We start from the raw sequence: 26,459 nt of genomic DNA on the forward strand, positions 1-26,459 counted from the left end.
TCCAGTTTGTTTATCCGATAGATCCGACCTTGTTAATGAGGGCTCGGCCACTGAAGTAGATGGTGAATCCAGTTGCTGCCGCTGTATCTAATGAAATTCGAACTCCGAAAATAGTTCCGGGAGCAACATTCGAAACGACTCCAGTGGCAACAAGGCTGTATCTGCGCCCTGGTGTTCCGCTAGTACTAATTACTGCTGCTGAAGAAACCACAAACTGATTGTCAATCGCAGTACCGCCAGAAATTATTTCAGCAGTAAAATTTAGGTCATCAGTTTTCGAAACAACTCCAGAAATCAATACTTGAAACGTGTAGTTTCCTAATTCTGCAACTGTGAAGAAGTTTGAAGACCCATTAGCGCCAGCGCTCGTTGTGTTTAGTGCAATATTCGGCAAACTGTTGAATTTTGCATTTGAAATCCCTTCCGCACCCGCAGTTCCAGTATCACCTTTCGCGCCCGCAATACCTGTAGAGCCTGCCACACCAGCTGTTCCAGTGTCACCTTTTGCACCAGTTAAACCTGTTAAACCTGTGTCACCTTTCAAACCAGTTGCACCGGCAGGCCCAGTTGCACCAATTAATCCTGTTGCACCGGTAGCTCCGCTAAATCCACTTGCACCTGTTGCACCATCGTTTCCTTTGGCACCTGTTGCACCAGAAGCACCGGTTAGTCCAGCAGAACCATTTGCACCGGTATTACCGGTTGCACCTTTATCACCCTTATCTCCTTGTGGACCAGTTGCACCAGTCACACCTATAACACCCTGCTCACCAACAACTGTTGTTACAGATTTTAATTCTGCTTGTTTCAAAGTAGTTGCAATCTTCCAAACACCTTTAATTTTTGGTCCATAGAGATTCAAGTTTTTTGTGTCTATATAGAAATCACCATCAATACCAACGGCTTTCGTTGGTATTGCAGTACCACTTAGAATTGTGTTAACAACAGTTGTGACTACGCGGCCAGCTGCCTTTACTGTTGTTTTCGGTGCAGCAATAGCTGACGGAGTTATCGCAAGAGTTGTTGCGATAATTACTACTATGAGGGATTTGCTGCCTTTCATGGGGACACCTTTTCTTTTGGGGAAATCCAGTCTGAACCTGTGAAAAAGTTGGGCGAATAAGGGATTCCCGTGGGCGATTAAGCGTGGATGGCAGGGATCCCCTACGTGTCCGCCCTATTTCTCTAAGGGTGTTTTCAGGTTGGTTTGCTATCTTCCTCAGCATGAACCTGTTAGTTACAGGTAGTGGTTGACGAGGGGTCAATGACAAGAACGTTTAACGAGAGGATATGAATATGTCATCAAAGAAGAGAATGGCAGCTGTTGCACTAACTGTTGCAGCGCTATCACTTGGTTCTATTGGAGTTGCTTCAGCAGATGATAAGGGTGCTGCAAAGTCAGCCGCACATGCTGCAAATAAAGCTGCTCACGATGCAAATCACGCAGCCAAAGAAGCACTAGTTGTAGCAACTATTGGTGTGGATGCAGCAACAATCAAGACACGTCGTGCAGCTGGTGAATCACTTGCAACAATTGCAGGAACGAAGAAAGATGCTTTGATCGCAGCTCTAGTTGCTTTCAAGACAAAGAATATTGATGCACGTGTTGCAGCTGGAACTATGACTGCGGCGGAAGCAACTGCTAAGAAGGCAGACTTAACTGCTCATGTAACAGAGCGAGTCAATGCTGTTGGCGGTAAGGGAATGGGTCATAAGGGTCCAAAGCCACCTAAGGGTCCTAAGCCTCCTAAAGCACCACGTCCATAAGTAACTCTTTCCTCCTAAGGGGTTAGGAAAACCCGCCACGTGAGCAATCACTTGGCGGGTTTTTCATTGCTCATGGCAAGATGCACTCATGCGTATTCATATCGGTAGTGACCATGCTGGGTTGGAACTAAAGGCCGCACTCGTTGAATATCTACAGAGCAAAGGTCACGATGTAAAAGACCATGGACCACATGAGTATGACGCTGTTGATGATTACCCAGATTTTTGTATTCCAGCTGCAATTGCAACTGTTGCTGATCCAACTTCACTTGGAATTGTTCTAGGTGGATCAGGCAATGGTGAACAGATAGCAGCAAATAAAGTAAAAGGCGTGCGCGCTGTATTGGCGTGGAGCGTGGAAACAGCAAAACTTGGCAAAGACCACAACAACGCCAACGTTGTTGGTATTGGTGGACGCATGCATTCAATTGAGGATTGCAAAGCGATTATTGATGCCTTTATTGAAACTCCGTTTTCACATGATGAGCGTCATGTGCGCAGAATTAACAAGATTGCCAAGTATGAAAATGAAGGAAAGCTTTAGACCTTTGTATACAACATGTCATTGACGGCATGATCTTTATCAATACCTTGTTCTTCAAAACGTGTAACAGGACGCCATTCAGGTTTGTCGATTACTCCCCCAGCAAATAATGGTGAGACTGCAAAGACTTCCTGGATGCTTATCGCATAAGGAACCCAATCAGTTGCAATATGTATGAAGCCACCTTTTTTGATCTTTGGGTGGATTAGCTGCAAGAAACCTTCATTAACAATGCGACGCTTGTTGTGCTTTGACTTTGGCCAAGGATCCGGAAAATACAGATGAATACCATCTAATGATTCATCAACAATCATGTGCTGCAATACGACATGGGCATCATCTTCAATAACTTTTATGTTGGTTAAATCGTTTTCAACTATGCGTGCTAATAATTTACCAACTCCTGGTGGGTGAACATCAACTGCAATATATCCATTGTTGGGATGGTTCTTGGCGATCAAGGCCGTGGCCTCTCCCATTCCAAAGCCGATCTCCATAATTACTTTTTCACTTCTCGGAAAGATCGCCGTAAGGTCAATTAGCTCTTGTTTGAATTCAATTCCATGACCGGCCTGCAATGCCCCCCTGGCCTCCCGCTGCGCATCGGTAATACGCGATCGGCGGATTCTGTAACTGCGTACCGTTGGGCGTTCCATGGGGTAACTCTGTCATGGTTGGATTGGAACCTACAAAACACCAAGGGAGTAACAAGTGCCAGGTCTAAATTTGAGCCGTGCTGAAGCAAAAGATCGTGCGGAGCATCTCTATGTAAATAGCTATGTAGTAACCCTTGATGTCACAAAGGGCGAAGAGACTTTTTACTCAAAGTCGCAAGTTTCCTTTACATGCAATAAGCCTGGTTATTCAACATTTATTGACGCTGTTGGTCGCTCAGTTATTAGCGCAACTCTTAATGGTACCCCCGTTGATACAAGTAACTTTGATGGCGAAACAATCTTCATTACCAACCTTGCAGCCGACAACCTTTTAGTGATTGAAATAGAAGCTGAGTACTCAAAGTCCGGTGAAGGTTTGCAGCGCTCAGTTGATCCATCAGATGGTGAGATCTACTTGTATTCACAAGGAGAAACCGCCCACATCCGCAACATGTTCCCTTGCTTTGATCAACCATCTCTGAAAGCGACTTTTTCTTTAACTGTCACAACACCTGGTCACTGGGAAGCGGTTTCAAACAACCCAGTTGAATCAAAGGTGGCAAAGGGAGATCTAGCAGAATGGAAGTTCTCAACGACTCCTCGCATCACTACATATTTGGATTGCTTAATTGCTGGGCCGTACTCACATGTGCACGATGTTTATAAGGGTCAAAAAGAGATCCCACTTGGAATTTACTGCCGCAAGTCCATGATGCAGTACTTGGATCCAGAGGATATTTTCTTGGTAACTAAGCAAGGCTTTGAGTACTTTGAAAAGACATTTGGTTTGGCATATCCATTTGAGAAGTATGATCAAATTGCAGTTGTTGACTTTAACTTTGGCGCTATGGAAAACGCAGGAGCTGTTACTTTCCGCGAAGATGTGTTGGTATTTCGTAGCCACATGCCAGAAAAGGCATACCTAAGCCGTGCAAACACAATCCTGCACGAGATGGCACACATGTGGTTTGGCGACATGGTCACCATGTACTGGTGGGATGATCTCTGGCTTAACGAATCATTTGCTGAATGGTCTTCATATTTAGCGTTATCAGAGGCGACTCGTTTTAAGGGCGCTTGGTCAGAATTTAACTCTGCCCGTAAAAACTGGGCTTATCGCCAAGATCAGCTTTCTTCTACTCACCCCATCATCGCCGATATGGTTGATATGGAAGCGGTAAATGCAAACTTTGATGGAATTACCTATGCAAAGGGTGCCTCTGTATTACACCAATTAGTTGCCCACGTTGGACGCCCACAATTTATTGCTGGTCTGCAAAAGTACTTTGCAAAGCATGCCTGGGGTAACACAACGCTTAATGACTTGTTAGTCGAACTAGAAGCAACGAGTGGACGAAAACTAGATGCCTGGGTCAATACCTGGCTACAAACAGCAGGTGTTAACACCTTGCGTCCAGTTTTAGATATCGATGGTGACACATACAAGTCAGTGACTATTTCGCAGGAAGCTCCACTTGTTCCTGCTGGATCTAAAGAACTTCGCCCACATCGCTTAGCTGTTGGTCTCTATGACATCAGCGGAAATTCATTGAAGCTTCGAAAGTCTGTAGAGCTAGATGTTGTTGGAGCATCAACTGTGGTGGCAGATCTTGCGGGCCAAAAGGTGGCAGATCTATTGCTGATCAATGATCGCGATCTCTCATATGCCAAGCTTCGCTTTGATAATCGCTCTATTGCTACATTGAAAACACATCTAGGAAAGTTTGATGATGCCCTGGCTCGCGCTCTATGTTGGGCTGCTATCTGGGATTTGCATCGTGATGCTGAAATCTCATCAGCAGATTTCATTGAAATTGCCCTTAACGGCCTTGCAGGTGAGAGTGATGATGCAATTGTAAATATCGTCCTTGCACAATTAGGTACATCTGTTGAGGCATACACAACAGATGCAAACCGTAATTCTTACCGTGAAAAGTTAGCCGATGGATTGTGGGCACTCACCAATAAGTCAGTTGCAGGAAGTGACCTTCAGCTACTGATCTCTCGTGCTTTCGCAATCAATGCACACACCGAAGCACAAACAGCCAATATTCGCGCACTTCTAAATGGCAGTGCTCCTGGGTTAAAGGTTGATGCAGATCTTCGATGGTACTTCCTCATTGCGCTGTCAGAGCGCGGTGCCACAACAAAGGCAGAACTAGAAGCCGAACTTGCTAAGGACAACACAACAACTGGCAACTTGGCATTTGAGACATGCTTAGCTGCCATGCCAACAAGTGATGCAAAGGCATATGCATTTAACAAGGGATTAGATGCCGATGTTGCAACATCAATACGTTCTGCACTTGTTGCTGGTTTCCAACGCCCTATCCAAGGAAAGCTACTTGAGCCATTTGTGCCACTGTATTTCGACAACTTGATTAGTGTTTGGGAATCACGCTCATATGAGCCGGCAGCAAAGTTTGTAACTGGTTTCTATCCATCATGGGTTGTGAAGCAATCAACTGTGGATCTAACAAATGCATGGCTAGATGGTGCAGGAAAAGATTCTCCTACCGTCTTGCGAAAGCTTGTTAAAGAGTCACAGGATGGATTAATCCGTGCACTTAAGGTGCAGGGAGTAGATAAGTAATTCTGGATAAGTAACTACTCGATTTCAGTAATTACTGATGACTTCTTCTGCTTTGTAGCAGTGCCGGCATAAGTAAGTACTGAGATCACAACAAACAAAGTTGTTGGAATTACAAGGAATGTAACAACGGTTTCAAAGACAGATAAACCTGGAGCTGACGTTACTGGACCTTCAAATATAGTCATGGGTGTAAGTGTAAATTACTTATGCAGTTGCCGCTGCCACTCCAAATGGCTGCAAGTACGGCAACCATCTGTGATCTGTGCGACCTGTGCCCAAAATTCTCCATGCAGCCCCCACCGGCTCACGTGGCAAGGTGCGCAAACGCCATCCAAGTTCTTTGAGGTGTTTGTCAGCCTTTAAGTGGTTGCACTTGTGACACGCAGAGACAACATTTTCCCAGTTATGTCCACCGCCACGACTACGTGGAATCACATGGTCAATTGATGTTGCAGGTGCAGTGCAGTAAACACAACGACCACCATCTCGAGCAAAGATTGCTCGACGAGAAAGTGGCACAGAGTGACGATAAGGAATTCGAACAAATTTTGTGAGGCGCACAACCGCAGGCAATGAAACCTGACCGCCAGCAAATCGTAAAATCTCGCCAGAATCTTCAACCATTACAGCTCGGTGATTTAAGACAAGGATCAGCGCGCGACGCTCTGTTATGACACCCAACGGCTCGTAGGTGGCATTTAAGACAAGTGTGCGCGACATATATCGCTCCCGATCTAGCGCCTGGCTGGCACTGATTGACATATCTTGCACCAAAACACCCGACCGCGTGGGTATTTGAATGGGGCTTTTAGGTAAAGATTTGGATAAGGTCTCGTCATTATGAGCGACTCCCTGCGTGACTTCCTTGATTGGATGGCTGGGACTCCCCTGCGCATCCTGATCATCCTTCTAGGCGCCGCCTTTATTCAAACATTTGGATCTCGCGCAATTACCCGAGCCATGAACAGATTGGCATCAGCTGATTTAGTCCCTGGACCACGCAACATTGTTGCTCGTCAAAAAGAGCGTGCCAGCACTATCGGCGGAGTTTTGAGTGCAACGTTAAAGAGTGCCACCTGGATTATTGCACTTGCAATGGCACTAGGAGAGTTCGGATTTGATCTAGGGCCACTGATCGCATCTGCCGGAATAGTTGGAGTTGCAGTCGGACTTGGCGCACAAACACTGGTGCGCGATATTTTGTCAGGAATCTTTATGTTAATTGAAGATCAATACGGTGTCGGTGACTCAGTTGATGTCCTAGAAATTGAAGGTGTAGTAGAAAAAGTAGGACTACGCGTAACAACAGTTCGAGATGGCCAAGGAACCCTGTGGTATTTGCGTAATGGTGAAATCTTAAAAGTTGGAAATCAATCTCAATCTGGTTGATTCACCATCGAGTGTGCAGCCATTTCAAGATAGCCCCATAGTTGCTCTTTTAGCGCTGCATCCAACTCAACTCCATCTACAGCTTGTCGCATTGCATTAAGCCACGCATCACGAGCCTTTGTATCAATAGAAAATTGCGCATGGCGCATGCGAAGACGTGGATGCCCGCGGTTTTCTTGGTAGGTATCAGGTCCGCCCCAGTACTGCTCTAGAAACCATTGCAAGCGCTGTGCTGCACCTTGTAAATCATTTTCTGGATACATCGGGCGCAAGATGGGATCTGTTGCAACGACAGCGTAGAACTGTGAGACCAAATCTGCGAAGAACTTTTCACCGCCTACTTGTTCGTAGAAGTTACTCATATATGAAGGTTAATCTCATTGCTTGCTTGTGGTATCGATTTGAATTTGAGAGACATGACACCTAATGCAAGGACAGGAAGGGCTGCCGCTAAGCAGAGCCAGCCGTAACTGAGCGTTCCGATGATTACACCGGCTATTGCGCCTCCGCCAGCTCCTGCAAGATTCATGACTAAGTCACTTGCACCTTGAGATGATGCTTTAAATTCCGCCGAGACACTCTCTGATAGAAGTGTCGACCCAGCAATTAACGTGCAGGACCAGCCCAATCCCAGTAAAAACAAACCAACACCCAAGGTATAGGCATCATCGGCTTGGGCCTTGCCGGAAATAATTGTTGACAGCAAAAGCGTCAGAATTCCGATTTGGATAATACGCACTCTTCCAAAGCGATCACTGAGAGATCCAACCAGCGGTGAAAACGCATACATGCCAAGCACATGAACACTAATAACTAAGCCGATGATAGTGAGAGACACATCAACATGTGCCATGTGTACTGGAGTCATCACCATGACTGAAACCATTGCAATATGTCCAACGGCAATTGCAAGAATCGCAAAAAGAGCTTGTGGATTATTGCCAATGTGCAAAAGAGCTAGCTTTGTGGAGCCCTTTTTACTCCTCTCAAGGTTTTCCTTGTTTGCGACTAGGTAAGGATCAGGGCGTAGGAAAATTAGAATTACTACAGATGCACAAAGAAGAGTTACCGCTGAAATCATGTAGGGGCCAACAAGTCTGGGTAGGCCAAATCCTTCTGCCAAATTACCCGCAGGCTCCATGAGGTTTGGGCCAGTCACGGCGCCAATAGTTGAACCCCACACAACAAAAGAGAGTTGTTTTGCTCTAGTTTCATTAGTCGCTAGATCAATTGCTGCAAAGCGGGCTTGATATCCAGCAGCTGAAGCTGCTCCAACTAGAAATGTTCCGATCAACATTAAGAAAATATTTCTTTGTGCCCCGCCGGTAATTGCAAATATCGAGCCAATTACGCCAGCGATATAGCCGACAGACAATGCCAAACGCCGACCACCTTTGGCGGTCAAGCGTGCAAGTGGCAAAGCCAATGCAGCTGCCCCAAGTACCGCGCTCGTTTGTGCCAGCCCCGCCAAAGTTTCTGAATCTGTAATGGAGGAAACTAAAAGCGATCCCGCAGCAACAGTTCCGGCAACACCCACACCGCTCAAAACTTGGGCCGTTGCTAACGTCTTAACAACCTTGTTTTGAAGCTGCGTGTTGGGCAATGCCATTATTAACTCTCTAAATACTTGTTAAGGAACTCGCGCTCGGCATCATTGAGGGGCCGAGACTTTTTAGTATCCATGGAAACAGTAACTTGAACAGTTTTAACAACCGCCAATAGTTCATTCTCGTACTTCATCTCATAGGTAACGCCAAATGATGATGTACCAATTTTATTAACCCAGATTTCAACATCAATATAAATGTCACCTGTGTAGATAGGGGCAATGAAATCAACCTCTGCTCTAGCCACAACCATTTCAATCATCTTTGACCACGCATAGCGGGCCTCTTGAGCAAAAATTAAATATGTTGAGTTATTAACATGACCAAATGCATCTAGATCGCCCCAGCGCACATACTGCTTATTCGTAAATCTCATTAGCGGGTCAACTTTCTATATGTCATGCGATGTGGGCGAGATGCTTCAGCGCCTAATCGCTCACGTTTGTTCTCTTCATAGCTTTCAAAGTTTCCTTCAAACCAGAACCACTTCGCATCCCCCTCATAGGCCAAGATGTGAGTTGCTACACGGTCAAGAAACCATCGATCGTGAGAGATCACTACGGCGCACCCTGGAAACTCCAGCAGCGCATTTTCTAGTGATCCCAAGGTTTCCACATCTAAATCATTTGTTGGCTCATCGAGGAGTAATAGGTTTCCACCTTGCTTAAGCGTCAGCGCTAAGTTCAAACGGTTACGTTCTCCACCTGACAAAATACCGGCAGCTTTTTGCTGATCTGGGCCCTTGAAACCAAAGCAGGAAACATAGGCACGTGATGGCATTTCAACTTGGCCGACCTTAATAAAGTCCTGCCCATCTGAAACAACTTCCCACAGCGACTTCTTTGGATCAATACCTCCGCGGCTCTGATCAACGTAAGAAATCTTTACAGTCTCACCCATCTTTACTGCACCTGAATCAGGATCTTCCATACCCATCAATGTCTTAAACAGCGTTGTCTTACCAGCACCGTTAGGACCAATGATTCCAACAATTCCGTTACGTGGCAGCGTAAATGAAAGATCTTCAATTAATACGCGATCTCCGTAACCCTTTGTTAAGTTATTAACTTCAATAACAACATTTCCAAGACGTGGGCCAGGTGGAATTTGAATCTCTTCAAAGTCGAGCTTACGCATCTTGTCAGCCTCTGCGGCCATCTCTTCATAGCGAGCAAGACGTGCCTTTGATTTTGCTTGGCGACCCTTTGCATTTTGGCGAACCCAATCAAGCTCTTCTGCCAATCGCTTTGCGCGCTTTGCATCCTTTTGGCCTTCAACCTTTAAACGAGCTGCCTTTGTTTCAAGGTAGGTCGAGTAATTACCTTCATAGGGATAGGCACGGCCACGGTCTAGTTCAAGAATCCACTGGGCAACGTTGTCCAAGAAGTATCTATCGTGCGTGATCGCAACAACTGCGCCTGCATACTTATTGAGGTGTTGTTCAAGCCATAGAACAGATTCAGCATCAAGGTGGTTTGTTGGCTCATCAAGTAGTAGTAAATCTGGTGCTTGCAAAAGAAGCTTGCAGAGTGCAACGCGGCGCTTTTCTCCACCAGAAAGCACAGAAACATCTGCGTCCGGTGGTGGGCAACGAAGTGCATCCATTGCTTGTTCTAATTGTGAATCAAGCTCCCAGGCATTGCGGTGATCAAGTTGCTCTTGAAGGTTTCCCATCTCAGCCAACAAGGTGTCATAGTCGGCATCTGGGTTTGCCATCTCGGCGCTGATCTCATCAAAGCGCGCCAGCATTGCAACAGTTTCTGCAACACCCTCTTTAACGTTATCAATAACATTTTTAGATTCATTGAGCTGTGGCTCTTGCAGCAAGATTCCCACGGTGTAGCCAGGGGTTAAGTAGGCCTCACCATTTGATGGTTGCTGTAATCCGGCCATGATCTGCAAAACAGTTGACTTACCGGCACCGTTAGGACCGACCACACCAATCTTGGCGCCTGGATAAAACATAATCGTGACGTCATCAAGGATGACCTTGTCACCATGCGCTTTACGCGCCTTCTTCATCGTATAAATGAACTCAGCCATGGAATGAAACCTTAGTGGTAGTGGCGGGTAGACTATGCATTACGACCCTCCTACAAGCGCCTGTAGCTCAGTCGGATAGAGCACCCGCCTTCTAAGCGGGTTGTCGCAGGTTCGATTCCTGCCAGGCGCGCAGACTGTTTTCTTATATCATTGTTTTAAGGCATAAAAGAACCCAGGGCTACCCTCGTTGCCCTGGGTTCTTTTTGAAAGATAGAAGTTGTTAGCCCATCTTTCCGGTGACATATGCCTCTGTTCGGGGATCAGAAGGCGTACTAAAGATCTTCTTCGTCTCATCGTATTCAACAAGTTTTCCGGTGCGCAGATCGCCCAACGGATTTACCTCGGTTACAAAGTAAGCGGTGTACGTACTAACACGAGCTGCCTGCTGCATATTGTGGGTCACAATTACGATTGTGTAATTCCTCTTTAGCTCCAACATCAATTCTTCGATTCGAAGTGTTGCAATTGGATCTAGAGCAGAACATGGCTCATCCATCAAAATAACTTCAGGCTCAACAGCCAAAGAACGTGCAATACATAAACGCTGTTGCTGACCACCTGACAAACCAAGTGCTGAATCTCCTAAACGATCTTTGACTTCATCCCAAAGGGCTGCGCCTTTGAGTGAATTCTCGACGATTGCATCTAATTCAGACTTTTTCGGGCGCCCGTTTACCTTTGGTCCAAACGCTACATTCTCATAAATTGATTTTGGAAATGGATTTGGCTTTTGGAAAACCATTCCAATTCTGCGACGAATCTCAACTGCACTGGCCTTTGAATCATAGAGATCTGCATCGTGATACATGATCGAACCGGCTACGGAAGCACCAGGTATTAGATCATTGGTTCTATTGAGGGTACGGATCAGGGTTGATTTTCCACACCCAGATGGTCCAATGAAGGCTGTAATGTCATTGCTTGGGATTCGGAGGTTCACATCTGATACCGCAACATACTTACCGTATGACACGGAGACATCTTTTAATGTAAATACAGGGTCGATAATCTTTGGACCATCGGTAGCTACATTCATCATTTGCTCACTCTCTTAGTTGTTGACTCTGAACTGGATAAAAGATGGATTACAAAGTGCATTAAACATTACGCTTTCTGGTGGCGATATCGCGCAGGATTATCGCAATTAAATTCAGTGTAAAGAGAACTGCCATCAAGATAAGACTTCCGGCACTTGCCAGAATTTGAAACTCTTCACGCGAGTCTGAGGCGTACTTAAAAATAGTCAATGGCATAATGGTAAAGGGACTGTCTAAACCAGTTGGATTAAATGTTACAAACGAAAGTGCTCCAAGAAGAAGCAATGGAGCAGACTCTCCAATAGCGCGCGACACAGCCAAAATTGAACCAGTCGCAGTTCCAGGAATAGCGCTCGGCAAGACCAGACGCCAGACGGCCTGCCACGGCGTAGCACCTAATGCCAGGGCACCCTCCTTGTATGAAGGTGGTACTGCACGAATAGCTTCACGGGAGACAATAATAATTACGGGCAACATCAACATCGCAATAACTGCAGCTGCTGATCCCACTGTAAAGCCCCAAGCGATGAATCCACGAACTACAAAGGCCAAGCCAATCAGACCAAAGACAACTGCAGGGACACCAGCAAGGTTTTGAATATTTAATTCAAGTAAGCGAGTTACCCGGTTGCTCTTGCTAGCAAACTGTTCCAGGTAAAGGGCCGTTAAGAGACCAGTTGGTAGAGCCACCAATGTAGCGATGCCGACGACCCACAAGGAACCCTTAAGTGGCGACTGAAATCCCGCATTGTCAATGTTAAAGGATGGGTACTTCGTTAATAGATCCCAAGATAAGAGCCAGCCAGCTTCATTCCAAAGACTGCTTACGATCCAAAAGATCATTCCTAGAGAGACAAAGATTGCCAGGTAAAGGAAGGTGCGAAACAGGGCATCTACGATGAGCCGGCGAGGCGAAATACGGCTTTTGAGTGAGATCGACTGCGACATTTTATTCGTAAGCCTCTCGGTAGCGCGCGATAAATTTATTGCCAAGAATGTTAAATACCAATGTGATCAAGAACAAGATCGCGCCGATCAGGAAGATTGTGTTGTACGCCTGGGAACCAACCTCGGCATCACCAATACCCGCAAAGCCGATAAAAGCAGACAGGGTCATCATGGGATCACCCGGGTTACCAGAAAGCTTTGGATAACTACCTGCAACCATAAGTGCGATGGTAGTTTCACCAAAAGCACGCGCAAACGCCAAGATAAGCGCTGCAACTACCCCTGAGAGTCCGGCGTTAAAAACAACCTTTGCCGCCACTTCACGACGTGTTGCACCGAGGGCGTATGCAGCCTCTCGCATTGCACGCGGAACGGCTGAAAGTGCGTCATCTGCAACAGAGGCGATGATCGGAACGATCAAGATTCCAGTTACAAACCCAGCACCCAGGGCCGAGAAGGCAAGAGGTTCACCGATTGGCCAGTATTTTTCGACGTAAGAAGGATTTATTACATAGAGACCGAATAAGCCCAAGACAACCGTCGGGATACCCGCTAAGACTTCAAGAATCGGCTTAACAATTCGGCGCAGATTAAAGGATGAATAATCGCTAAGGAAAATCGCTGCCGCCAATCCAACAGGTATTGCAACAATCATGGCGATAGAAACGACAAAAATCGTTCCCGTAAAGAGAGGGACAATTCCATATTCAGGCGGCTCAAAGAGGGGCGCCCAGCTAGTCCCAAAAATACGAGAACCAATAGCGAAAAATGTTCTAATAGCGATTGGGAACAGTGAGGCAACGATACCCACGGTGACGACAATCGACATAACCGTTGCGACCTGCATCAGCACCCGTGCTATGTGTTGGGTCTTTAGCCTTCGTTGGAGATGTGGCGAGGGTGAAAGAATTACCGACTTTCGTTCGGACTTCACTTCAAACATCGCCACATCCCCTTCGAATTGAAAAATACCAGCTAGAGAAAGATCAACCCTTGAGGGAAATAATATCCTTGTCCAACTTTTCCTTTTGTGGGGCTGTTAGCTTAAGAAACTTTGCCTTCTCGGCCAAAGTATCTAGCTGCAGTGAGTAGAACTCCAAGAATGGAAGAATAGCCTTGTTTGACTTTGCCTTTGCATCATTTACATAGACAAACAGCGGACGTGCTAAAGGAGTGTATGTGCCATCTAGGACTGAAGTGATTCCCGGAGTTGCACATCCCTTTCCTCCATCAACCTGGACTGCCTTGTTGATGTCAGTGTTTTCTAGGTAATATGACAGACCGTAGTATCCAAGAGCACCAGTTGAACGCTTCACACCATTTACAGTGACGTTGTCATCTTCTGTTGGCGTGTAGTCGGTACGTGAACGACGGGCAGGCTTTCCATTAATAGCTTCAGTGAAGTAATCAAAGGTTCCGGAATCTGTTCCAGCACCAAATAGAGGCATCTTGACACGTGGGAATGAAGGATCAACTTGGTTCCAATACTGGACCTTGCTGCCTGGCTCCCAAATCTTCTTCAACTGCGCCACTGTTAAGCACTTCGCCCATGTATTTTTTGGGTTGACTACAACAGTCAGAGCATCTGATGCAATGCGGAGTTCAGTAAATTTGATTCCGTTCTTCGCACATAGTTCGCGCTGTGCAGCACTGTATGAAGCTGATGCGTTTGCCATATCAAGTTCACCGTTGCAGAACTTAGTTGCTCCGCCACCGGTACCTGAGATACCAACTGTAATCTTTGTCTGTGATACCGCTTGGAAGCCTTCAGCCGCTACACCGGTAAGAGGACCGACAGTACTTGAACCATCGATAGCGATTGAGCCGGAAACAGCCTTAAACTTTGATAGGTCAACCTTGACTGCAGTTGAAGCGCCTGCGCCAGCCTTAAGACCGGTCTTCTTCCACTTCAAACCGCCACCACTGATGCTGCACTTGTACTGCAAACCATCGTGATCCTCAACCTTGTTGCGTGAACTGCACTCAAGAAGATTGCCTACTGGGTATTCCTTACCGCTAGCAAATGATGGCTCAGACAAAATTGATGTCATCATCACTACTACTGCGAAGGCACGAACTGCCTTTCCAAAACCTTTTCTCATTTTGTACCTTTCAACGTTGTTGACGATTGGCCAAACCGACGGAGAACGACCCCGCCGTGAGGTACTCAACTGGTTGAGGGTTAACGGCCACCTTAGATTGGGTTAACGGAGGGTGAACACTTCAGCATAGTTTTCGCCTGTGGCGATAGGCTCAGCCCCATGTCTGTATCTGAAAAGAGCCCCAATCTGATCTGGATCGACTGCGAAATGACCGGACTATCCCTGGAAAAAGATGTCCTGGTCGAAATCGCCGTCCTTGTGACCGATTCTGATTTAAATGTTATTGGCGAGGGCGTGGATGTTGTAATCAAGGCGAGCGCCGAGCAGTTGGCAGGAATGAATGATTTCGTCACCCAGATGCACACAACATCAGGGTTAATCACTGAAATTCCTAATGGCATCTCTGTTTTAGAGGCCGAAGCAAAGGTCATTGCCTATCTTGAAAGCGCATCGACCCAACCCGGCAAATCTCCTTTGGCTGGAAACTCAGTTAGTGTCGACAGATCCTTTATCGCTCGCGATATGCCACTACTGAATGACTATTTGCATTATCGAACCGTTGATGTGTCATCGATTAAAGAATTAACCCGCAGATGGTTTCCCAAGGCTTACTTTGGCGCCCCGGCAAAGACTGGCAATCACCGAGCCCTCGGAGATATTCAAGATTCAATCGCAGAGCTGGCTTACTACCGCCAAGCAGTCTTCATCTCCGCACACAACGAGGGGCCAACGACGGCATAACAACGGGTAGACTTAGTAACTCATGGTGGACGTAGCTCAGCTGGTAGAGCACCCGGTTGTGGTCCGGGATGTCGCGGGTTCGAGCCCCGTCGTTCACCCCAAGTTTTTAGCAGTGAATAACCCTTGCACCAATAAGTAGAGAGTCGGACCGAAATGATTTTCGACGTCGTTGTTGAAATCCCAGCGGGATCACGTAATAAGTACGAGATCGACCACACCACCGGTGAGGTGCGCCTAGATCGCATGCTCTTCACATCTACGCGCTACCCCTATGACTATGGTTTTGTTAAGAACACACTTTCACTAGATGGCGACCCGCTTGATGCGCTGATCATGTTGGATGAGCCAACCTTTCCGGGCTGCGTTGTTTCATGTCGCGTCATTGGAATGTTAAACATGACGGATGAGGCTGGCGGAGATGACAAGCTTTTGTGTGTTGCAGCAGGTGATGTTCGAAAGTCTTATCTGCAGGACCTTAATGATGTGCCTGCATATGAACTCTCTGAAATTAAGCACTTCTTTGAAGTCTATAAAACCCTAGAGCCAGGAAAATCTGTGCAAGGCGGCGAATGGGTTGGACATATCGAAGCAGAGCTAGAAATCAAAGCTTCATACGACCGATTTAAGGGTTCTCACTGATACTTTTTCTCCCTTAGGACCAGATTGCTTAAGGAGAGAACGTGATTAATAGCGGCGATACAGCCTGGGTACTTGCAAGTGCAGCACTTGTTTTATTCATGACACCAGGGTTGGCGATCTTTTACGGCGGAATGGTGCGCGCAAAGAGCGCACTGAACATGATGATGATGTCATTTGCCGCAATCGGTGTCACAACAATTATTTGGGTTCTCTATGGCTACTCACTGACTTTCGGATCATCACAAGGCGGATTAATTGGCGACTTTAGCCATCTTGGCTTGTCTGGAACTTTGGATCAAGTAGTTGGCGCTGAAGGTCATCAAATTCCAACAATTGCATTTGCAATGTTCCAATTAACTTTTGCCATCATCACCGTGTCGCTTTTATCTGGTGCTATCGCAGACCGTGCAAAGTATGGATCATGGGTGCTTTTCGTAGCGGTCTGGGTAACTCTTGTTTATATCCCCGTCGCGCACTGGGCATTTGCTAGCCAAGGCGGCAATGGCGGCTGGATCATCGACAAACTAGGCGCACTTGATTTTGCAGGCGGAACCGTTGTTGAAATTAACTCAGGTGCTGCTGCATTAGCGCTCGCACTTGTCCTTGGAAAGCGCGATGGTTTCCGTCGGGATCCCATGCGTCCCCACAACATGCCGCTAGTTCTACTTGGCGCAGGAATGCTCTGGTTTGGCTGGTTTGGATTTAACGCAGGAAGCGCCCTCTCTGCAGGATCACTTGCTGCAACAGCCATGATCAACACCCAGATTGCATCCGCTGCTGCCTCTATGTCATGGATTTTGTTCGAAAAGTATCGTGATGGAAAAGCAACAACACTTGGTGTGGCATCAGGTGCCATTGCAGGAGCTGTAGTGATTACTCCTGCGTGTGGTTACATCAATCCATTAGGTGCACTACTCCTTGGATTAATCGCAGGTGTTGCTGCTTGTTATGCGGTCTCACGTAAATACAAATTCGGCTATGACGATTCATTAGATGTTGTTGGCGTCCACGGTATTAGCGGAATCATCGGAATGCTAGGAATTGGATTGCTTGCAAGCAAAACAGTTAATGACACAGGTCAAGAGGGCTTGTTCATCAATGGCTCCTTTGAGTTATTGACTCATCAAGTAATTGCGATATTGGCTGTAGCGGCTTTCTCATTTACCGTTACCTGGTTGATTGCAACAGCGATCTCACGCACTATCGGATTCCGCGTTCTTAGAGATGATGAACTAACAGGTCTTGATACGACCTATCACGCAGAGTCTGCATATGACATCACTGGAAATTCAAACCGGTACTAGGCACGAGAAAAGAGATAACTATGAAGCTCATAACAGCAATCGTTAAGCCTTCAAAGGTTGATGACATCAAGCGTGCTCTGCAAGCAGATGGCGTCCATGGAATGACAGTGTCTGAAACCCGCGGATTTGGTCGCCAGAAGGGCCACACTGAAATCTATCGCGGTGCTGAATACACAGTTGATTTCATTCCAAAGGTTCGCATCGAAGTACTTGCAGATGATGCCGATTGTGATCACATCGTTGATTTAATCGTTGCAACAGCCAACAGCGGATCTATTGGTGATGGAAAATTGTGGGTAACACCTGTTGAAACCGTTGTCCGCATTCGCACCGGCGAGCGCGGATCTGATGCGCTTTAAGAGGTAGGCAGCTCTTTTTCTGGACAGCTCTTTAAGATTCGAACCATCGCCTCTTTTTCAGGGGCGGTAAACCACAACTTGTATTTAATTTTCACTGCAATCTGCCTGGAAACATAATCGCAGCGATAACTCTTTAGTGGTGGCAACCACGTGGCCGCATCCCCATCACCTTTTTGTGAATTCAACTTTCCTTTTACCGCTAACAAATTAAGTGGATCATTTGCCAATGCTTTGCGTTGCTCGGCAGTTAACTTAAAGGCGCCTGTCTGCCATGAATTAGACAAAGCAACCACGTGATCTATCTGCACCTCTGAGCTGGTCTTAGCGCCTTGAACAAAGTTGATCGTCTCCCCCGAAAATGGATCAACCAAGATGCCACTTAATACAACACATTGCTTGGTCTTCTCTTTATATACCTGGTTAGTTAAATCCCGTTTTAAAATATCGTTGCGCGTATCGCATCCATTGCGATCAACATCTGCCCATGCGGTGCCAAATTGATCACGGGTGTAACCGGTTTTTGCTGCTCGGCCCTTTGTTATTTGGGATTGAATGATTGATAAACCAGAGGCAATTGATTCAGCTTTTGCAGGTGTAATCCCAACGACTAAAAGGCTCAGAACTAGGGCAATCCTTATTTCAATATGACTCACACGCCCAGTATGCGGGTGTCGCAGATGTGCGACAAGGCGTATCTTCCTGATAGGTTTCCCCCTGCATTCAAGCGTTTCCGGCGCCTGGATGCTTCGGGTGGTTAGCTCAGTTGGTAGAGCAGGTGACTCTTAATCACCGGGTCGGGGGTTCGAGTCCCTCACCACCCACACTAAAAGTGCTGGCCCGAGGCCTAATAAGTTCCTAAACGCTTCTTTACTTTCTTTTTTGCTTTTGCCTAACACTTGCCTAACACCCTACAAACGTCCACCGTTAACTGCATTGGCAAACGTGCTTGATGCTGTTTCTGCTTGTTGATCTGATACGTGTGCATCCTCAGTTCAATTGCACTCCTCAATTCCGCCAGCCTTTGAGGTGGTAAAAGAACAATGGGGATTAGACTTTTTCCCATGAGCGCATTTAATTAAGTGGTAAAAGCCATGTACGTGTTGGATCAAAGGAGTAATTAGCAATCTTTCCTACTGGAACGATCTCCTCGTAAACTGGATCTGAAACGACAGCAATAATTTTACCTTCATTACTCTCCAGTGTGTACTCCACATGGTTACCATAAAAAACAAGATTCTCAACGACACCCTCACTGATGTTGATCTGACTGCCACTATTGCTTGACATACTCACTTGAATAGATTCAGGTCTAACAAGTAAGACTGATTTTTCAGATAGCAAATTTTCAGAGTATGAGGCAACCTGCATATTTTTGCCACCAACCACAATTTGAGCCTTTTTATCTCCAACAGCCACAGCACTTTCAACTTTCAAGAAATTTGAGCGGCCGATGAAGTCAGCGACGAACACTGAGGCAGGTCTGCGATAGATCTCTTCTGGAGTTCCTACTTGTTCTACGACTGCGTTACGCATTACCACAATACGATCAGACAGACTCATCGCCTCATCTTGGTCGTGGGTCACGAAGATGCTTGTAATTCCTAATTTGCGCTGGATAGAACGGATTTCAGTGCGCATCTGCGCTCTTAACTTTGCATCTAAATTTGAAAGCGGCTCATCGAAAAGGAGGAGTTTTGGACGAACAACCATAGCGCGGGCCAAGGCAACGCGTTGCTGCTGCCCACCTGAAAGCTGGTTAGGCGCACGGTTTGCCAAGTGGGAAAGGCTCATTGAGTTTAAAACTTCAGAGACAGCCTCTTTGATGGATGCTCCAGACATTTTCTTTACCCGCAGACCGTAAGCGACATTATCAAAGACTGTCATGTGCGGAAAGAGAGCATACGACTGAAAGACCATACCCATAGGACGCTTATCTGGAGTCAGTGAACTCAAATCAACCCCATCCAGAAGTACTTTTCCACTTGTTGGAGTTTCAAAGCCAGCGATTATTCTCAGGGCGGTTGTCTTTCCACAACCAGAAGGACCGAGCAACGTGACAAATTCACCTGGCTCAATATCGAGTGAAAGTTTGTTAACTGCAATCACTTTCTCCTGCGTATCACCAAACTCTTTTGTTATCGAAACAAGAGAAAGCTTTCCCTCACTACTTTTCATCTCTTCTCCTTAGCGTGATCTTGTCATGGGTCGATCAATGGATACTTGGTTTCTTTTTACAAAGTAATTAATCAATCCTCCAATTACTAGGATCAAAATTATCAAAATACAGCAGAGTGCAAATACGTTTCCATATCTCCCCTGATCAGCCTCGGCGAGAATTTTTTGAGTAAGAATTGAGGTATCTGGTGTCACTAAGAAGATAATGGGAGAGAGCGTGGTCATCGAGTGCGCAAAGGCATATAAGAGGCCAGCAAGAAATGCTCCACTAATGAGAGGCAGTGTTACAAGGCGAAAAGTTTTTGCCCCAGATGCTCCAAGAGAGGCTGAGGCCTCTTCAATAGAGGGATCGATTTGCTGCAGCATGGAGATACCCGAACGCTGTCCAGCTGGGCTAGACCTGATTATGTAGACCATAACGATTGCAATTGAACCTCCGAGTAGGGCCGCCCCTCCTGCCACCTGGGGGAAGATGGTAACCCCACCAATTTTTAGTGGATCGTTATAGGTGATGGCATATCCAATTCCGATCACAGTCCCTGGTACGGCGATTCCAAGCATGCCGAGAAAATCAAGGGCCTCTGAGCCACGTTTGACCTTTCTGATAACCAACCAAGCAGTCAACATTCCAAATATTCCCGCTAAAGGAGTAGCAATCAGTGCAAGGAAAGTAGTTGTCTTAATAGCTCCATTTGCAAAGCCTCCAAGAAGATAGCGAAAGTGATTCAGTGTAATTTCGTTATTGACACCGATGATCTGCACAAATGCACCAACAAGCACGGTTGCATAAATCAACACAATAAGAATGGTCACTAGTCCAGTAAAAGAGAGCAAGAGAGATCGCATGCCAATTGAAGTGACCAGAATTGGCCGTCCGCTAGGCTTTCCAGTTACTGAAATGACACTCTTTTTTTGCGCCCAGTATCGCTGGATGAGAAATACAAAGAGAGCCGGCAAAAGAAGAAGTGAGGCATAGCCAGCAGCCAAAGAAATGTCATAGTCACCATTGATCGCCATGTAGGCACGCGAGGCTAGGACCGTGTAGCGTCCACCAATTATTAGGGGATTAGCTAAATCTGCAATCGATTCAATGAAGAGAAGTAAGAAAGCTCCAGCAAATCCTGGAATCAGCATTGGAACAGTAACTGTTCTAAACACCCGCCATTTGTTTGCTCCAAGACTCAAACCAGCCTCATCTAAAGCGGGATCAAGACTGCGGAGCATGCCCAAGAAATTCATATAAGCAATTGGGAAGAAAGAGAGAGTCAATACAATCACAAGTCCAGAAAAACCATAGAGGGTTGGACGCCAGTCAAAGATTCCTCGGGTAATCATTCCACTACGGCCAAAAAGCACAATAATAGCTGTGGCAAAAGCAAATGGAGGAGAGATGATAGGAATGAGATTTATGATATGAAGTATTTTTTTGCCACGAAATTCGACTCGAACCTGAGTGTAAGCCAAAATAAAACCAAACAAAGTTCCAAGTGTTGCTACTGTCACTCCCAATTTTATTGTGTTCCAAATTATATTTCGAGTAACAAAATCACTGATTGATCCTCTTAAAATTGCACTGCCCGAAGGGCCACCGGCATAAACTAGGATGTTGATAAGGGGAAGAATGATCAGAAAGCCAATAATAAATATGACAAGCCCCAAGGCGATTTTTGTGAAGAAGTCATATTTTGCTCTGCCGAGGTTAGATCTCATACCTACGCTCCTCTAAAAAACTGAAGAGGAACTCCGAGTAGTGCAGAGCTCCTCTTCAGTTTGTGACTAGATATCAACTATTTTGCTGAAGCAGTTAACGCCACTTCCTTATCAAAGCGGGCCTTTAACTTGACGGCAGCAATTCCGGCTGCTTCTGCCTCGTAATTCAAGAGGGATATCTTTCGCAAATTAACCATTCGTGGGTCAGACTTTGCCCGGGGATTGGTGAGAATTTGGAAAGACTCCGCCTTTGCTGGGCCTAAATCCTGTGCATCTGCAGATAACGAGAAGTCGATATACGCCTTAGCTGCATCAGGATTTTTTGCGCCCTTCACAAGAGCGATTCCACCGATTTCAAAACCAGTTCCCTCTTTTGGAAAAGAGACTACTAGCGGATTTCCACGTAAAATTGCGGCTGTGCAGTCATGGGAGAAGACAATTCCAGTCGCAATCTCACCGCGACCCAGTGGGCCAGTTGGGCCGGATCCACTTCGGGTGTACGAGAGAATATTTTTGTTCAGCAACTTCATGTATTCAATCGCCGCATCTTCGCTACCGAGGCGTAGTACCTGTGACCACAATGTCGTGTACGCCGTTCCAGAAGTTCCAGGGTGTGCCATCATGACATTACCCTTCAACTTTGGATTGAGCAGATCATCCCAACTCTTAGGCGCCTTCAGACCCAAACGGCTTAGCTCGTTCGTATTTGAACAGAATCCGAGTGCTCCCATGTAGATGCCAGTCCAAAACCCGTCGGAATCTTGGAATTGCTTGGTTAACATCTTGCGGGTTGGAGACTTGTATGGGTCCAAGACACCTTGTATTCGGCCTGAGATGTGGCTGTCGTTTGGGCCACCCGTCCAAACATCAAACTCTGGATTATTTTTCGAGGCGAGTAGCCGCGTTAAGGACTCACCGGAGGAAAGGCGAATGAATTTCGTCGGGATTCCTGTCTTTGCTTGGAATGCTTGCGTCATCGCGATACACCAGGCCTCTTGGGGCGTGCACAGGACATTCAGAGTCCCAGTGAGTTTGCGGCCCTCAGCGTAAACTAGGACATCATTGACTCTTCCGCAGGTGTATGTGACACCAGTGACAACGTAGACCCTTCCTTCAATCGCACATGGTTTTCCTGAATAATTCCCAACAGCCTGAGCAGGGCTGGCGACAAGTGCGAGAGAGATACCAAGAATCGTCAAAATGAATGTACCTATAAGTTTAAGACGCAACATTTTTCCCCTTATTAGATTCGACATCAGAGTTCTTAAGGCTATCGTAAAAACGAGCGTTTAATTTTTTTCCACCCTAATTTAGCATGAATTTCTGGAGTCTTGACATGAATTGTGAGTGAACACAGCGGCAATCCTGCATTCCCTAGAGATAACCGTTCCATAAAACAGACTAAATCTTAAAAATCTGCCGGCAATCAATGCATTAGATTAGATATGCCAATGCTATGGTGTTAATGAATGGGATAGGTTGGTACGGGATCAAGTTTCACCAAGAATAATCGAAGGCAGAAATGACTTACAGTTAGAGAGTTTCTTTTTTAAGAGATCTGTTCAGGTACCTTTTGGTGGCGAATTTGAGAGTGTTAAGAATGCCTACAATCTCCATCTGGAATCTTGGGAAAACTTCTATTCAAGGACAGGAAGCTGCCAAAATTACAATCGCCTAATCAAGGAGTGGAACGATTCTGGGGATATCAAATCGTCATTCTTGATTTCAGGGAGAATTTTCCATGAAGTAACTCCGGTGATTGATTTCAAAGACTCTAAGGTGCGAATTAAGGAAATATTCAAGAATTGAATTAGGCTTCCCATCCCCTAACAATCCCCTAACACCCTCCTAACACCTCTAGGCATTAGGAGGGATAACTAGGGACAAATCACGCTCAACCATTAAACTCTGGACACATAGGGGCACGCGTAGAACCGTAATTCGACACACTCTTAATCACCGGGTCGGGGGTTCGAGTCCCTCACCACCCACTTACGACAGTAAGCCCGAGATTGGATTCACAGGCTTTCCAATTAAAAAGGGCTGAGGTGATTAGCCCCAGCCCCTTTTATCTAAATTATTAAGCCCCTATTGCCCTAAGTTGGAAGATCCACAAAGCAATAACTCCTACTGCGGTGATTGCCATGAAGATCTCAGGTGGTGCTTTACGTGCATTTCTATTCCAGGTTGAATCTTCATTGGCGGGAATGTCTTTAACATATGCCGCTATATCGCCAAATACTCCCAGTGCAAAAACCAAGAAAAATGCTTCGACAATGCTCACAATGACTTTCCAGTCAGTTTGAACTCCAGAAGAAAGATCTGCGAATGCTGTTATTGCAAAAATTGCAAGGTTTGAAAAAAGCCCCACGAGCATGACTGATGAGGTTTGTGAAGCAGCAATCTCGTAACGCTTCTCATTAATTTCACGTTGATCCATTGTATTTCCTGTCTGGGAAGAACCAATTTGGCTGACAGAAATGTATGCAATCACAACCCAACTTTCAAGAATCTCCATGTTAATTCCAAGTTAACTTTAAAGTTTTGTTGACGCCTTAGACAAACTTTGCCTCAACTAATCCCAACTCACCAAAGTCCACGCTCACCAAGTCACCAGGTTGCACAAAGCAATGTCCAGTGCAGGTTCCGGTGCTCACATACTCACCAGCAAAAACATCTCTGCCTCGCTCGCGAAGCCAATTAATCATCCAGGTCAGACTGGTAACAGGATGTCCCATAGCTTGAATGCCTTGACCTGATTTGATGTAGGAGCCATTCACATAGAGATCAATATTTGCCTTAGGTAGATCTATCTCTTTCCAATCCTTTACCTTCTTACCCACTACAAATGCTGCCCCACCTGCGTTGTCATACATTCCACCAAAGTATCCACTCAGGCTGTACCAGTCCTCAAAAACTGAATCACCGATCTCAATTACTGGGGCTAAGAATTCGATACCCGCACGCAGATCTGCCTCGCTATAGGCCTTGTCGCGCACTGGAAAATCTTGACCAAGTTGAAAGGCGAACTCACATTCGCATAAACGATAATTAACAAAAAACTCCGATGGAACCTCTGCAGGGCTTTGCATAACAGATCTAGTGAAAAGTCGACCAGGAGACGGGCTCGGAATGTTTTCTGCTTTTCTCACATCCATACTTGCAGCGCCAACTTTCCAACCCGCACCCTCCCAACCAAGGGCATACTCCAATTTCACAATAACTTCTTCCATAGATTTCCACGACCTAGCTCGCAACCGCTCTGGCATTACAACCGGTGTTCGAGTTTTTCTGCCAGTAGCGATCAATTCAATGAGCTCGTCAATCTCTGCAGGTGTTAAATCACTTTCGCGAGGAGATGGCTTTGATCCACCAGGAGGTGTTGGTCCATGAATGAGTCGACCTCTATCACTCAAATAATCTAGGCGTGGTTTATCTCTATTTGCTCTAATTAACTGCAGGCGTTCTACCTCGTAGGTGCTCACACTCTTATGCGTGCTCTCCACCAGTGTGAGCGAAAGTCTTATTAGTGATCTGCCAACGACCTTCAAGAACTGAAAGCGTGAAATAATCAGTAAATGAGAGAGTTCCCCAGAAACCTTCTTCTTTAATTGTTGCCATTGCAACGGTGCCATCAATTTGAATATCTGTAATCTCTGCCTTCATCTGGCCGGCATCTCCTGGTGACTCCACCATCAATGCGACGAATCCCGCTTTATCAACGTCATAATCCGTGCCACCCATTGTGCCAAACCAACGTGCACTGGGATGAAAAGCTTCATTTAACTTATCGGCATTGCCTTTTCCAGCACCCTCAATATAAAGATTAAGCAGTCTTGTTACCTCTTGTAGATCTTTGCTCATTGTGGATCCTCTCCTAGTTACCCAAAATTGAACCAGAGATGGCAGGGAATGTAAATACACACCCCCGCCAAAGTTGCTGCGAGGGTGTCTTTTACTAAAACTCTCTAACTCGTCATGGCTTGCTCGATGCAGAGCTAACTAAGAACTGCGAGTAAGCAGAAAGGGTTAAGAAGGTAGGGAAATGATCTTCATCTAAACAGATCTGTCGGAAGATGGTGACTGCATCATCAAAACGATCATTGCTGTTTCGCTCAATACCTTGAAGAATATCAAAGATGATCTGCTCAACCAGGCTATGTGTGATGTGACTGCCTTCTCGAGTCACAACTTCGTAGCGAATCCATTGCCAAATCTGTGATCGGCTGATTTCAGCTGTTGCAACATCCTCCATCAGATTATCGATGGCAGCCGCCCCCGTCCCGCGAAGCCAGGATTCGATGTAACGAAGTCCGACTGCGACATTTGTGCGCAGTCCCGCCTCTGTTACATCTCCCCCGATTGATTGAATATCAAGAAGCTGGTCTGGTGTTACATGAACATCATCACGAAGGCGATCGACTTGATTTGGTTTCGTGCCCAGTACCGCATCAAATTCTGCTTGCGCAATTGGAATCAAATCTGGGTGAGCAACCCAGGTTCCATCAAAGCCATCAGCCGCTTCGCGAGCTTTATCGCTCTTGACCGCCGCTAGCGCTCGATCTGTTACCTCTTGATCTCGACGATTGGGAATAAATGCACTCATGCCACCAATGGCATGGGCTTTTCGCTTATGACAGGTTGATACCAATAGTTCGGTATATGCGCGCATAAATGGCACCGTCATTGTTATCTGAGCGCGATCTGGAGTAATGAACTGTCTACCAGAGCCGGCAAAGTTTTTGATGATTGAGAAGATGTAGTCCCAGCGACCAGCATTAAGGCCGGCGCAGTGATCGCGAAGCTCCCACAAAATCTCATCCATTTCAAAGGCGGCAGGAATAG

27 protein-coding genes, 3 tRNA genes and 1 pseudogene are annotated in these 26,459 nt (G+C 46.2%); 11 read left to right on the top strand and 20 right to left on the bottom strand.

The genetic code is table 11. From position 1 onward, the window contains the following. Positions 1 to 10 precede the first annotated feature (10 nt). Positions 11 to 1,063, bottom strand: coding sequence for a hypothetical protein (locus AC9UEY_RS04120; protein WP_509538155.1), 1,053 nt, complete (start codon positions 1,061 to 1,063; stop codon positions 11 to 13). Positions 1,064 to 1,296: 233 nt separating this feature from the next. Between AC9UEY_RS04120 and AC9UEY_RS04125 the strand changes: the two genes are divergently transcribed. Then, positions 1,297 to 1,767 (top strand): hypothetical protein, encoded by a 471-nt coding sequence (locus tag AC9UEY_RS04125; protein ID WP_509538157.1) that lies wholly within the window; start codon positions 1,297 to 1,299, stop codon positions 1,765 to 1,767. An 88-nt stretch (positions 1,768 to 1,855) separates the two neighbouring features. After that, entirely contained in the window at positions 1,856 to 2,311 is a 456-nt protein-coding gene (locus tag AC9UEY_RS04130; protein ID WP_509538160.1) for a ribose-5-phosphate isomerase, read from the top strand. On the opposite strand, the gene trmB is transcribed toward AC9UEY_RS04130, so the two are convergent. Further along, a complete protein-coding gene (gene trmB, locus AC9UEY_RS04135) occupies positions 2,308 to 2,967 on the bottom strand; it encodes a tRNA (guanosine(46)-N7)-methyltransferase TrmB (protein WP_509538163.1) in 660 nt (219 codons plus the stop codon). The genes AC9UEY_RS04130 and trmB overlap by 4 nt on opposite strands. A gap of 55 nt (positions 2,968 to 3,022) precedes the next feature. On the opposite strand from trmB, the gene pepN reads away from it, so the two are divergent. After that, on the top strand, positions 3,023 to 5,560 hold the full coding sequence (gene pepN, locus AC9UEY_RS04140; protein WP_509538165.1) for an aminopeptidase N: 2,538 nt from the start codon (positions 3,023 to 3,025) through the stop codon (positions 5,558 to 5,560). Positions 5,561 to 5,574: 14 nt separating this feature from the next. Here pepN and AC9UEY_RS04145 read toward each other — a convergent pair whose 3' ends face one another. Beyond that, a complete protein-coding gene (locus AC9UEY_RS04145; protein ID WP_509538168.1) occupies positions 5,575 to 5,745 on the bottom strand; it encodes a hypothetical protein in 171 nt (56 codons plus the stop codon). Positions 5,746 to 5,764: 19 nt separating this feature from the next. Continuing rightward, positions 5,765 to 6,280: an HNH endonuclease gene (locus AC9UEY_RS04150; protein WP_509538230.1), complete on the bottom strand. Its 516-nt coding sequence runs from the start codon at positions 6,278 to 6,280 to the stop codon at positions 5,765 to 5,767. 120 nt (positions 6,281 to 6,400) lie between these two features. On the opposite strand from AC9UEY_RS04150, the gene AC9UEY_RS04155 reads away from it, so the two are divergent. Beyond that, positions 6,401 to 6,949 (top strand): mechanosensitive ion channel family protein, encoded by a 549-nt coding sequence (locus AC9UEY_RS04155; RefSeq protein WP_509538171.1) that lies wholly within the window; start codon positions 6,401 to 6,403, stop codon positions 6,947 to 6,949. On the opposite strand, the gene AC9UEY_RS04160 is transcribed toward AC9UEY_RS04155, so the two are convergent. From AC9UEY_RS04160 to ettA, 4 genes are read right to left on the bottom strand one after another with little or no spacing between them, the layout of a single operon-like run. Next, positions 6,937 to 7,311 (bottom strand): globin, encoded by a 375-nt coding sequence (locus AC9UEY_RS04160; RefSeq protein ID WP_509538174.1) that lies wholly within the window; start codon positions 7,309 to 7,311, stop codon positions 6,937 to 6,939. The genes AC9UEY_RS04155 and AC9UEY_RS04160 overlap by 13 nt on opposite strands. Continuing rightward, positions 7,308 to 8,558 (bottom strand): MFS transporter, encoded by a 1,251-nt coding sequence (locus AC9UEY_RS04165; RefSeq protein WP_509538177.1) that lies wholly within the window; start codon positions 8,556 to 8,558, stop codon positions 7,308 to 7,310. The genes AC9UEY_RS04160 and AC9UEY_RS04165 overlap by 4 nt, the downstream gene beginning before the upstream one ends. Positions 8,559 to 8,560: 2 nt before the next feature. Further along, positions 8,561 to 8,932: an acyl-CoA thioesterase gene (locus AC9UEY_RS04170; protein ID WP_509538180.1), complete on the bottom strand. Its 372-nt coding sequence runs from the start codon at positions 8,930 to 8,932 to the stop codon at positions 8,561 to 8,563. Further along, positions 8,932 to 10,599: an energy-dependent translational throttle protein EttA gene (gene ettA, locus AC9UEY_RS04175; protein WP_509538183.1), complete on the bottom strand. Its 1,668-nt coding sequence runs from the start codon at positions 10,597 to 10,599 to the stop codon at positions 8,932 to 8,934. The genes AC9UEY_RS04170 and ettA overlap by 1 nt, the downstream gene beginning before the upstream one ends. A gap of 56 nt (positions 10,600 to 10,655) precedes the next feature. Here ettA and AC9UEY_RS04180 point away from each other — a divergent pair. Further along, positions 10,656 to 10,729: transfer RNA gene (locus AC9UEY_RS04180), tRNA-Arg, on the top strand. Between the two features lie 90 nt (positions 10,730 to 10,819). Here the strand turns inward: AC9UEY_RS04180 and pstB are convergent. From pstB to AC9UEY_RS04200, 4 genes are read right to left on the bottom strand one after another with little or no spacing between them, the layout of a single operon-like run. Further along, positions 10,820 to 11,638, bottom strand: coding sequence for a phosphate ABC transporter ATP-binding protein PstB (gene pstB / locus AC9UEY_RS04185; protein WP_509538186.1), 819 nt, complete (start codon positions 11,636 to 11,638; stop codon positions 10,820 to 10,822). A 58-nt stretch (positions 11,639 to 11,696) separates the two neighbouring features. Beyond that, positions 11,697 to 12,584 (bottom strand): phosphate ABC transporter permease PstA, encoded by an 888-nt coding sequence (pstA, locus tag AC9UEY_RS04190; protein ID WP_509538188.1) that lies wholly within the window; start codon positions 12,582 to 12,584, stop codon positions 11,697 to 11,699. Between the two features lies 1 nt (position 12,585). Then, positions 12,586 to 13,527: a phosphate ABC transporter permease subunit PstC gene (pstC, locus tag AC9UEY_RS04195; protein WP_509538191.1), complete on the bottom strand. Its 942-nt coding sequence runs from the start codon at positions 13,525 to 13,527 to the stop codon at positions 12,586 to 12,588. A gap of 43 nt (positions 13,528 to 13,570) precedes the next feature. Beyond that, entirely contained in the window at positions 13,571 to 14,686 is a 1,116-nt protein-coding gene (locus AC9UEY_RS04200; protein WP_509538194.1) for a PstS family phosphate ABC transporter substrate-binding protein, read from the bottom strand. A 159-nt stretch (positions 14,687 to 14,845) separates the two neighbouring features. On the opposite strand from AC9UEY_RS04200, the gene orn reads away from it, so the two are divergent. The 5 genes from orn (at position 14,846) to AC9UEY_RS04225 (ending at position 17,729) form a co-directional block, all read left to right on the top strand. Further along, positions 14,846 to 15,427, top strand: a complete 582-nt coding sequence (gene orn, locus AC9UEY_RS04205) for an oligoribonuclease (protein WP_509538197.1) — start codon at positions 14,846 to 14,848, stop codon at positions 15,425 to 15,427. 25 nt (positions 15,428 to 15,452) lie between these two features. Next, positions 15,453 to 15,528 (top strand) — tRNA-His (locus AC9UEY_RS04210). Positions 15,529 to 15,580: 52 nt separating this feature from the next. Beyond that, positions 15,581 to 16,066 (top strand): inorganic diphosphatase, encoded by a 486-nt coding sequence (locus AC9UEY_RS04215; protein ID WP_509538200.1) that lies wholly within the window; start codon positions 15,581 to 15,583, stop codon positions 16,064 to 16,066. Between the two features lie 41 nt (positions 16,067 to 16,107). After that, positions 16,108 to 17,370 (top strand): ammonium transporter, encoded by a 1,263-nt coding sequence (locus tag AC9UEY_RS04220; RefSeq protein WP_509538203.1) that lies wholly within the window; start codon positions 16,108 to 16,110, stop codon positions 17,368 to 17,370. Positions 17,371 to 17,390: 20 nt separating this feature from the next. Further along, the gene (locus AC9UEY_RS04225; RefSeq protein ID WP_509538206.1) at positions 17,391 to 17,729 is read left to right on the top strand and encodes a P-II family nitrogen regulator; all 339 of its coding nucleotides are present in this window, start codon (positions 17,391 to 17,393) and stop codon (positions 17,727 to 17,729) included. Here AC9UEY_RS04225 and AC9UEY_RS04230 read toward each other — a convergent pair. Continuing rightward, positions 17,726 to 18,382 carry an HNH endonuclease family protein gene (locus AC9UEY_RS04230; protein WP_509538209.1) on the bottom strand — a complete coding sequence of 219 codons (657 nt, stop codon included), beginning with the start codon at positions 18,380 to 18,382 and terminating at the stop codon, positions 17,726 to 17,728. The two genes, AC9UEY_RS04225 and AC9UEY_RS04230, sit on opposite strands and share 4 nt — an antisense overlap. A gap of 95 nt (positions 18,383 to 18,477) precedes the next feature. Here AC9UEY_RS04230 and AC9UEY_RS04235 point away from each other — a divergent pair. Further along, positions 18,478 to 18,550 (top strand) — tRNA-Lys (locus AC9UEY_RS04235). Between the two features lie 250 nt (positions 18,551 to 18,800). Here AC9UEY_RS04235 and AC9UEY_RS04240 read toward each other — a convergent pair. The 7 genes and pseudogenes from AC9UEY_RS04240 to AC9UEY_RS04270 form a co-directional block, all read right to left on the bottom strand. Further along, the gene (locus tag AC9UEY_RS04240) at positions 18,801 to 19,904 is read right to left on the bottom strand and encodes an ABC transporter ATP-binding protein (RefSeq protein ID WP_509538212.1); all 1,104 of its coding nucleotides are present in this window, start codon (positions 19,902 to 19,904) and stop codon (positions 18,801 to 18,803) included. A gap of 9 nt (positions 19,905 to 19,913) precedes the next feature. Next, positions 19,914 to 21,614 carry an ABC transporter permease gene (locus tag AC9UEY_RS04245; protein WP_509538215.1) on the bottom strand — a complete coding sequence of 567 codons (1,701 nt, stop codon included), beginning with the start codon at positions 21,612 to 21,614 and terminating at the stop codon, positions 19,914 to 19,916. Between the two features lie 77 nt (positions 21,615 to 21,691). Beyond that, the gene (locus AC9UEY_RS04250; RefSeq protein ID WP_509538218.1) at positions 21,692 to 22,846 is read right to left on the bottom strand and encodes an ABC transporter substrate-binding protein; all 1,155 of its coding nucleotides are present in this window, start codon (positions 22,844 to 22,846) and stop codon (positions 21,692 to 21,694) included. An 848-nt stretch (positions 22,847 to 23,694) separates the two neighbouring features. Beyond that, positions 23,695 to 24,132 (bottom strand): hypothetical protein, encoded by a 438-nt coding sequence (locus AC9UEY_RS04255; protein WP_509538221.1) that lies wholly within the window; start codon positions 24,130 to 24,132, stop codon positions 23,695 to 23,697. A 37-nt stretch (positions 24,133 to 24,169) separates the two neighbouring features. Beyond that, on the bottom strand, positions 24,170 to 25,099 hold the full coding sequence (locus tag AC9UEY_RS04260) for a 2-keto-4-pentenoate hydratase (RefSeq protein WP_509538224.1): 930 nt from the start codon (positions 25,097 to 25,099) through the stop codon (positions 24,170 to 24,172). 4 nt (positions 25,100 to 25,103) lie between these two features. Further along, complete coding sequence (locus AC9UEY_RS04265) at positions 25,104 to 25,478, bottom strand: nuclear transport factor 2 family protein (protein ID WP_509538227.1); 375 nt, start codon at positions 25,476 to 25,478, stop codon at positions 25,104 to 25,106. 112 nt (positions 25,479 to 25,590) lie between these two features. Then, positions 25,591 to 26,459 (bottom strand): annotated as a pseudogene (locus AC9UEY_RS04270) (malate synthase A); the annotation flags it as partial.

Origin of the sequence: Candidatus Planktophila sp., assembly GCF_040402275.1 — a bacterium.
Lineage (GTDB): Bacteria > Actinomycetota > Actinomycetes > Nanopelagicales > Nanopelagicaceae > Planktophila.

Coding starts and splice junctions, on each gene's coding strand:
- AC9UEY_RS04120 (WP_509538155.1), bottom strand. CDS start 1,063: ATGAAAGGCAGCAAATCCCTCATAGTAGTAATTATCGCAACAACTCTT.
- AC9UEY_RS04125 (WP_509538157.1), top strand. CDS start 1,297: ATGTCATCAAAGAAGAGAATGGCAGCTGTTGCACTAACTGTTGCAGCG.
- AC9UEY_RS04130 (WP_509538160.1), top strand. CDS start 1,856: ATGCGTATTCATATCGGTAGTGACCATGCTGGGTTGGAACTAAAGGCC.
- trmB (WP_509538163.1), bottom strand. CDS start 2,967: ATGGAACGCCCAACGGTACGCAGTTACAGAATCCGCCGATCGCGTATT.
- AC9UEY_RS04145 (WP_509538168.1), bottom strand. CDS start 5,745: ATGACTATATTTGAAGGTCCAGTAACGTCAGCTCCAGGTTTATCTGTC.
- AC9UEY_RS04150 (WP_509538230.1), bottom strand. CDS start 6,280: ATGTCGCGCACACTTGTCTTAAATGCCACCTACGAGCCGTTGGGTGTC.
- AC9UEY_RS04155 (WP_509538171.1), top strand. CDS start 6,401: ATGAGCGACTCCCTGCGTGACTTCCTTGATTGGATGGCTGGGACTCCC.
- AC9UEY_RS04160 (WP_509538174.1), bottom strand. CDS start 7,311: ATGAGTAACTTCTACGAACAAGTAGGCGGTGAAAAGTTCTTCGCAGAT.
- AC9UEY_RS04165 (WP_509538177.1), bottom strand. CDS start 8,558: ATGGCATTGCCCAACACGCAGCTTCAAAACAAGGTTGTTAAGACGTTA.
- AC9UEY_RS04170 (WP_509538180.1), bottom strand. CDS start 8,932: ATGAGATTTACGAATAAGCAGTATGTGCGCTGGGGCGATCTAGATGCA.
- ettA (WP_509538183.1), bottom strand. CDS start 10,599: ATGGCTGAGTTCATTTATACGATGAAGAAGGCGCGTAAAGCGCATGGT.
- pstB (WP_509538186.1), bottom strand. CDS start 11,638: ATGATGAATGTAGCTACCGATGGTCCAAAGATTATCGACCCTGTATTT.
- pstA (WP_509538188.1), bottom strand. CDS start 12,584: ATGTCGCAGTCGATCTCACTCAAAAGCCGTATTTCGCCTCGCCGGCTC.
- pstC (WP_509538191.1), bottom strand. CDS start 13,527: ATGTTTGAAGTGAAGTCCGAACGAAAGTCGGTAATTCTTTCACCCTCG.
- AC9UEY_RS04200 (WP_509538194.1), bottom strand. CDS start 14,686: ATGAGAAAAGGTTTTGGAAAGGCAGTTCGTGCCTTCGCAGTAGTAGTG.
- orn (WP_509538197.1), top strand. CDS start 14,846: ATGTCTGTATCTGAAAAGAGCCCCAATCTGATCTGGATCGACTGCGAA.
- AC9UEY_RS04215 (WP_509538200.1), top strand. CDS start 15,581: ATGATTTTCGACGTCGTTGTTGAAATCCCAGCGGGATCACGTAATAAG.
- AC9UEY_RS04225 (WP_509538206.1), top strand. CDS start 17,391: ATGAAGCTCATAACAGCAATCGTTAAGCCTTCAAAGGTTGATGACATC.
- AC9UEY_RS04240 (WP_509538212.1), bottom strand. CDS start 19,904: ATGAAAAGTAGTGAGGGAAAGCTTTCTCTTGTTTCGATAACAAAAGAG.
- AC9UEY_RS04245 (WP_509538215.1), bottom strand. CDS start 21,614: ATGAGATCTAACCTCGGCAGAGCAAAATATGACTTCTTCACAAAAATC.
- AC9UEY_RS04250 (WP_509538218.1), bottom strand. CDS start 22,846: ATGTTGCGTCTTAAACTTATAGGTACATTCATTTTGACGATTCTTGGT.
- AC9UEY_RS04255 (WP_509538221.1), bottom strand. CDS start 24,132: ATGGAGATTCTTGAAAGTTGGGTTGTGATTGCATACATTTCTGTCAGC.
- AC9UEY_RS04265 (WP_509538227.1), bottom strand. CDS start 25,478: ATGAGCAAAGATCTACAAGAGGTAACAAGACTGCTTAATCTTTATATT.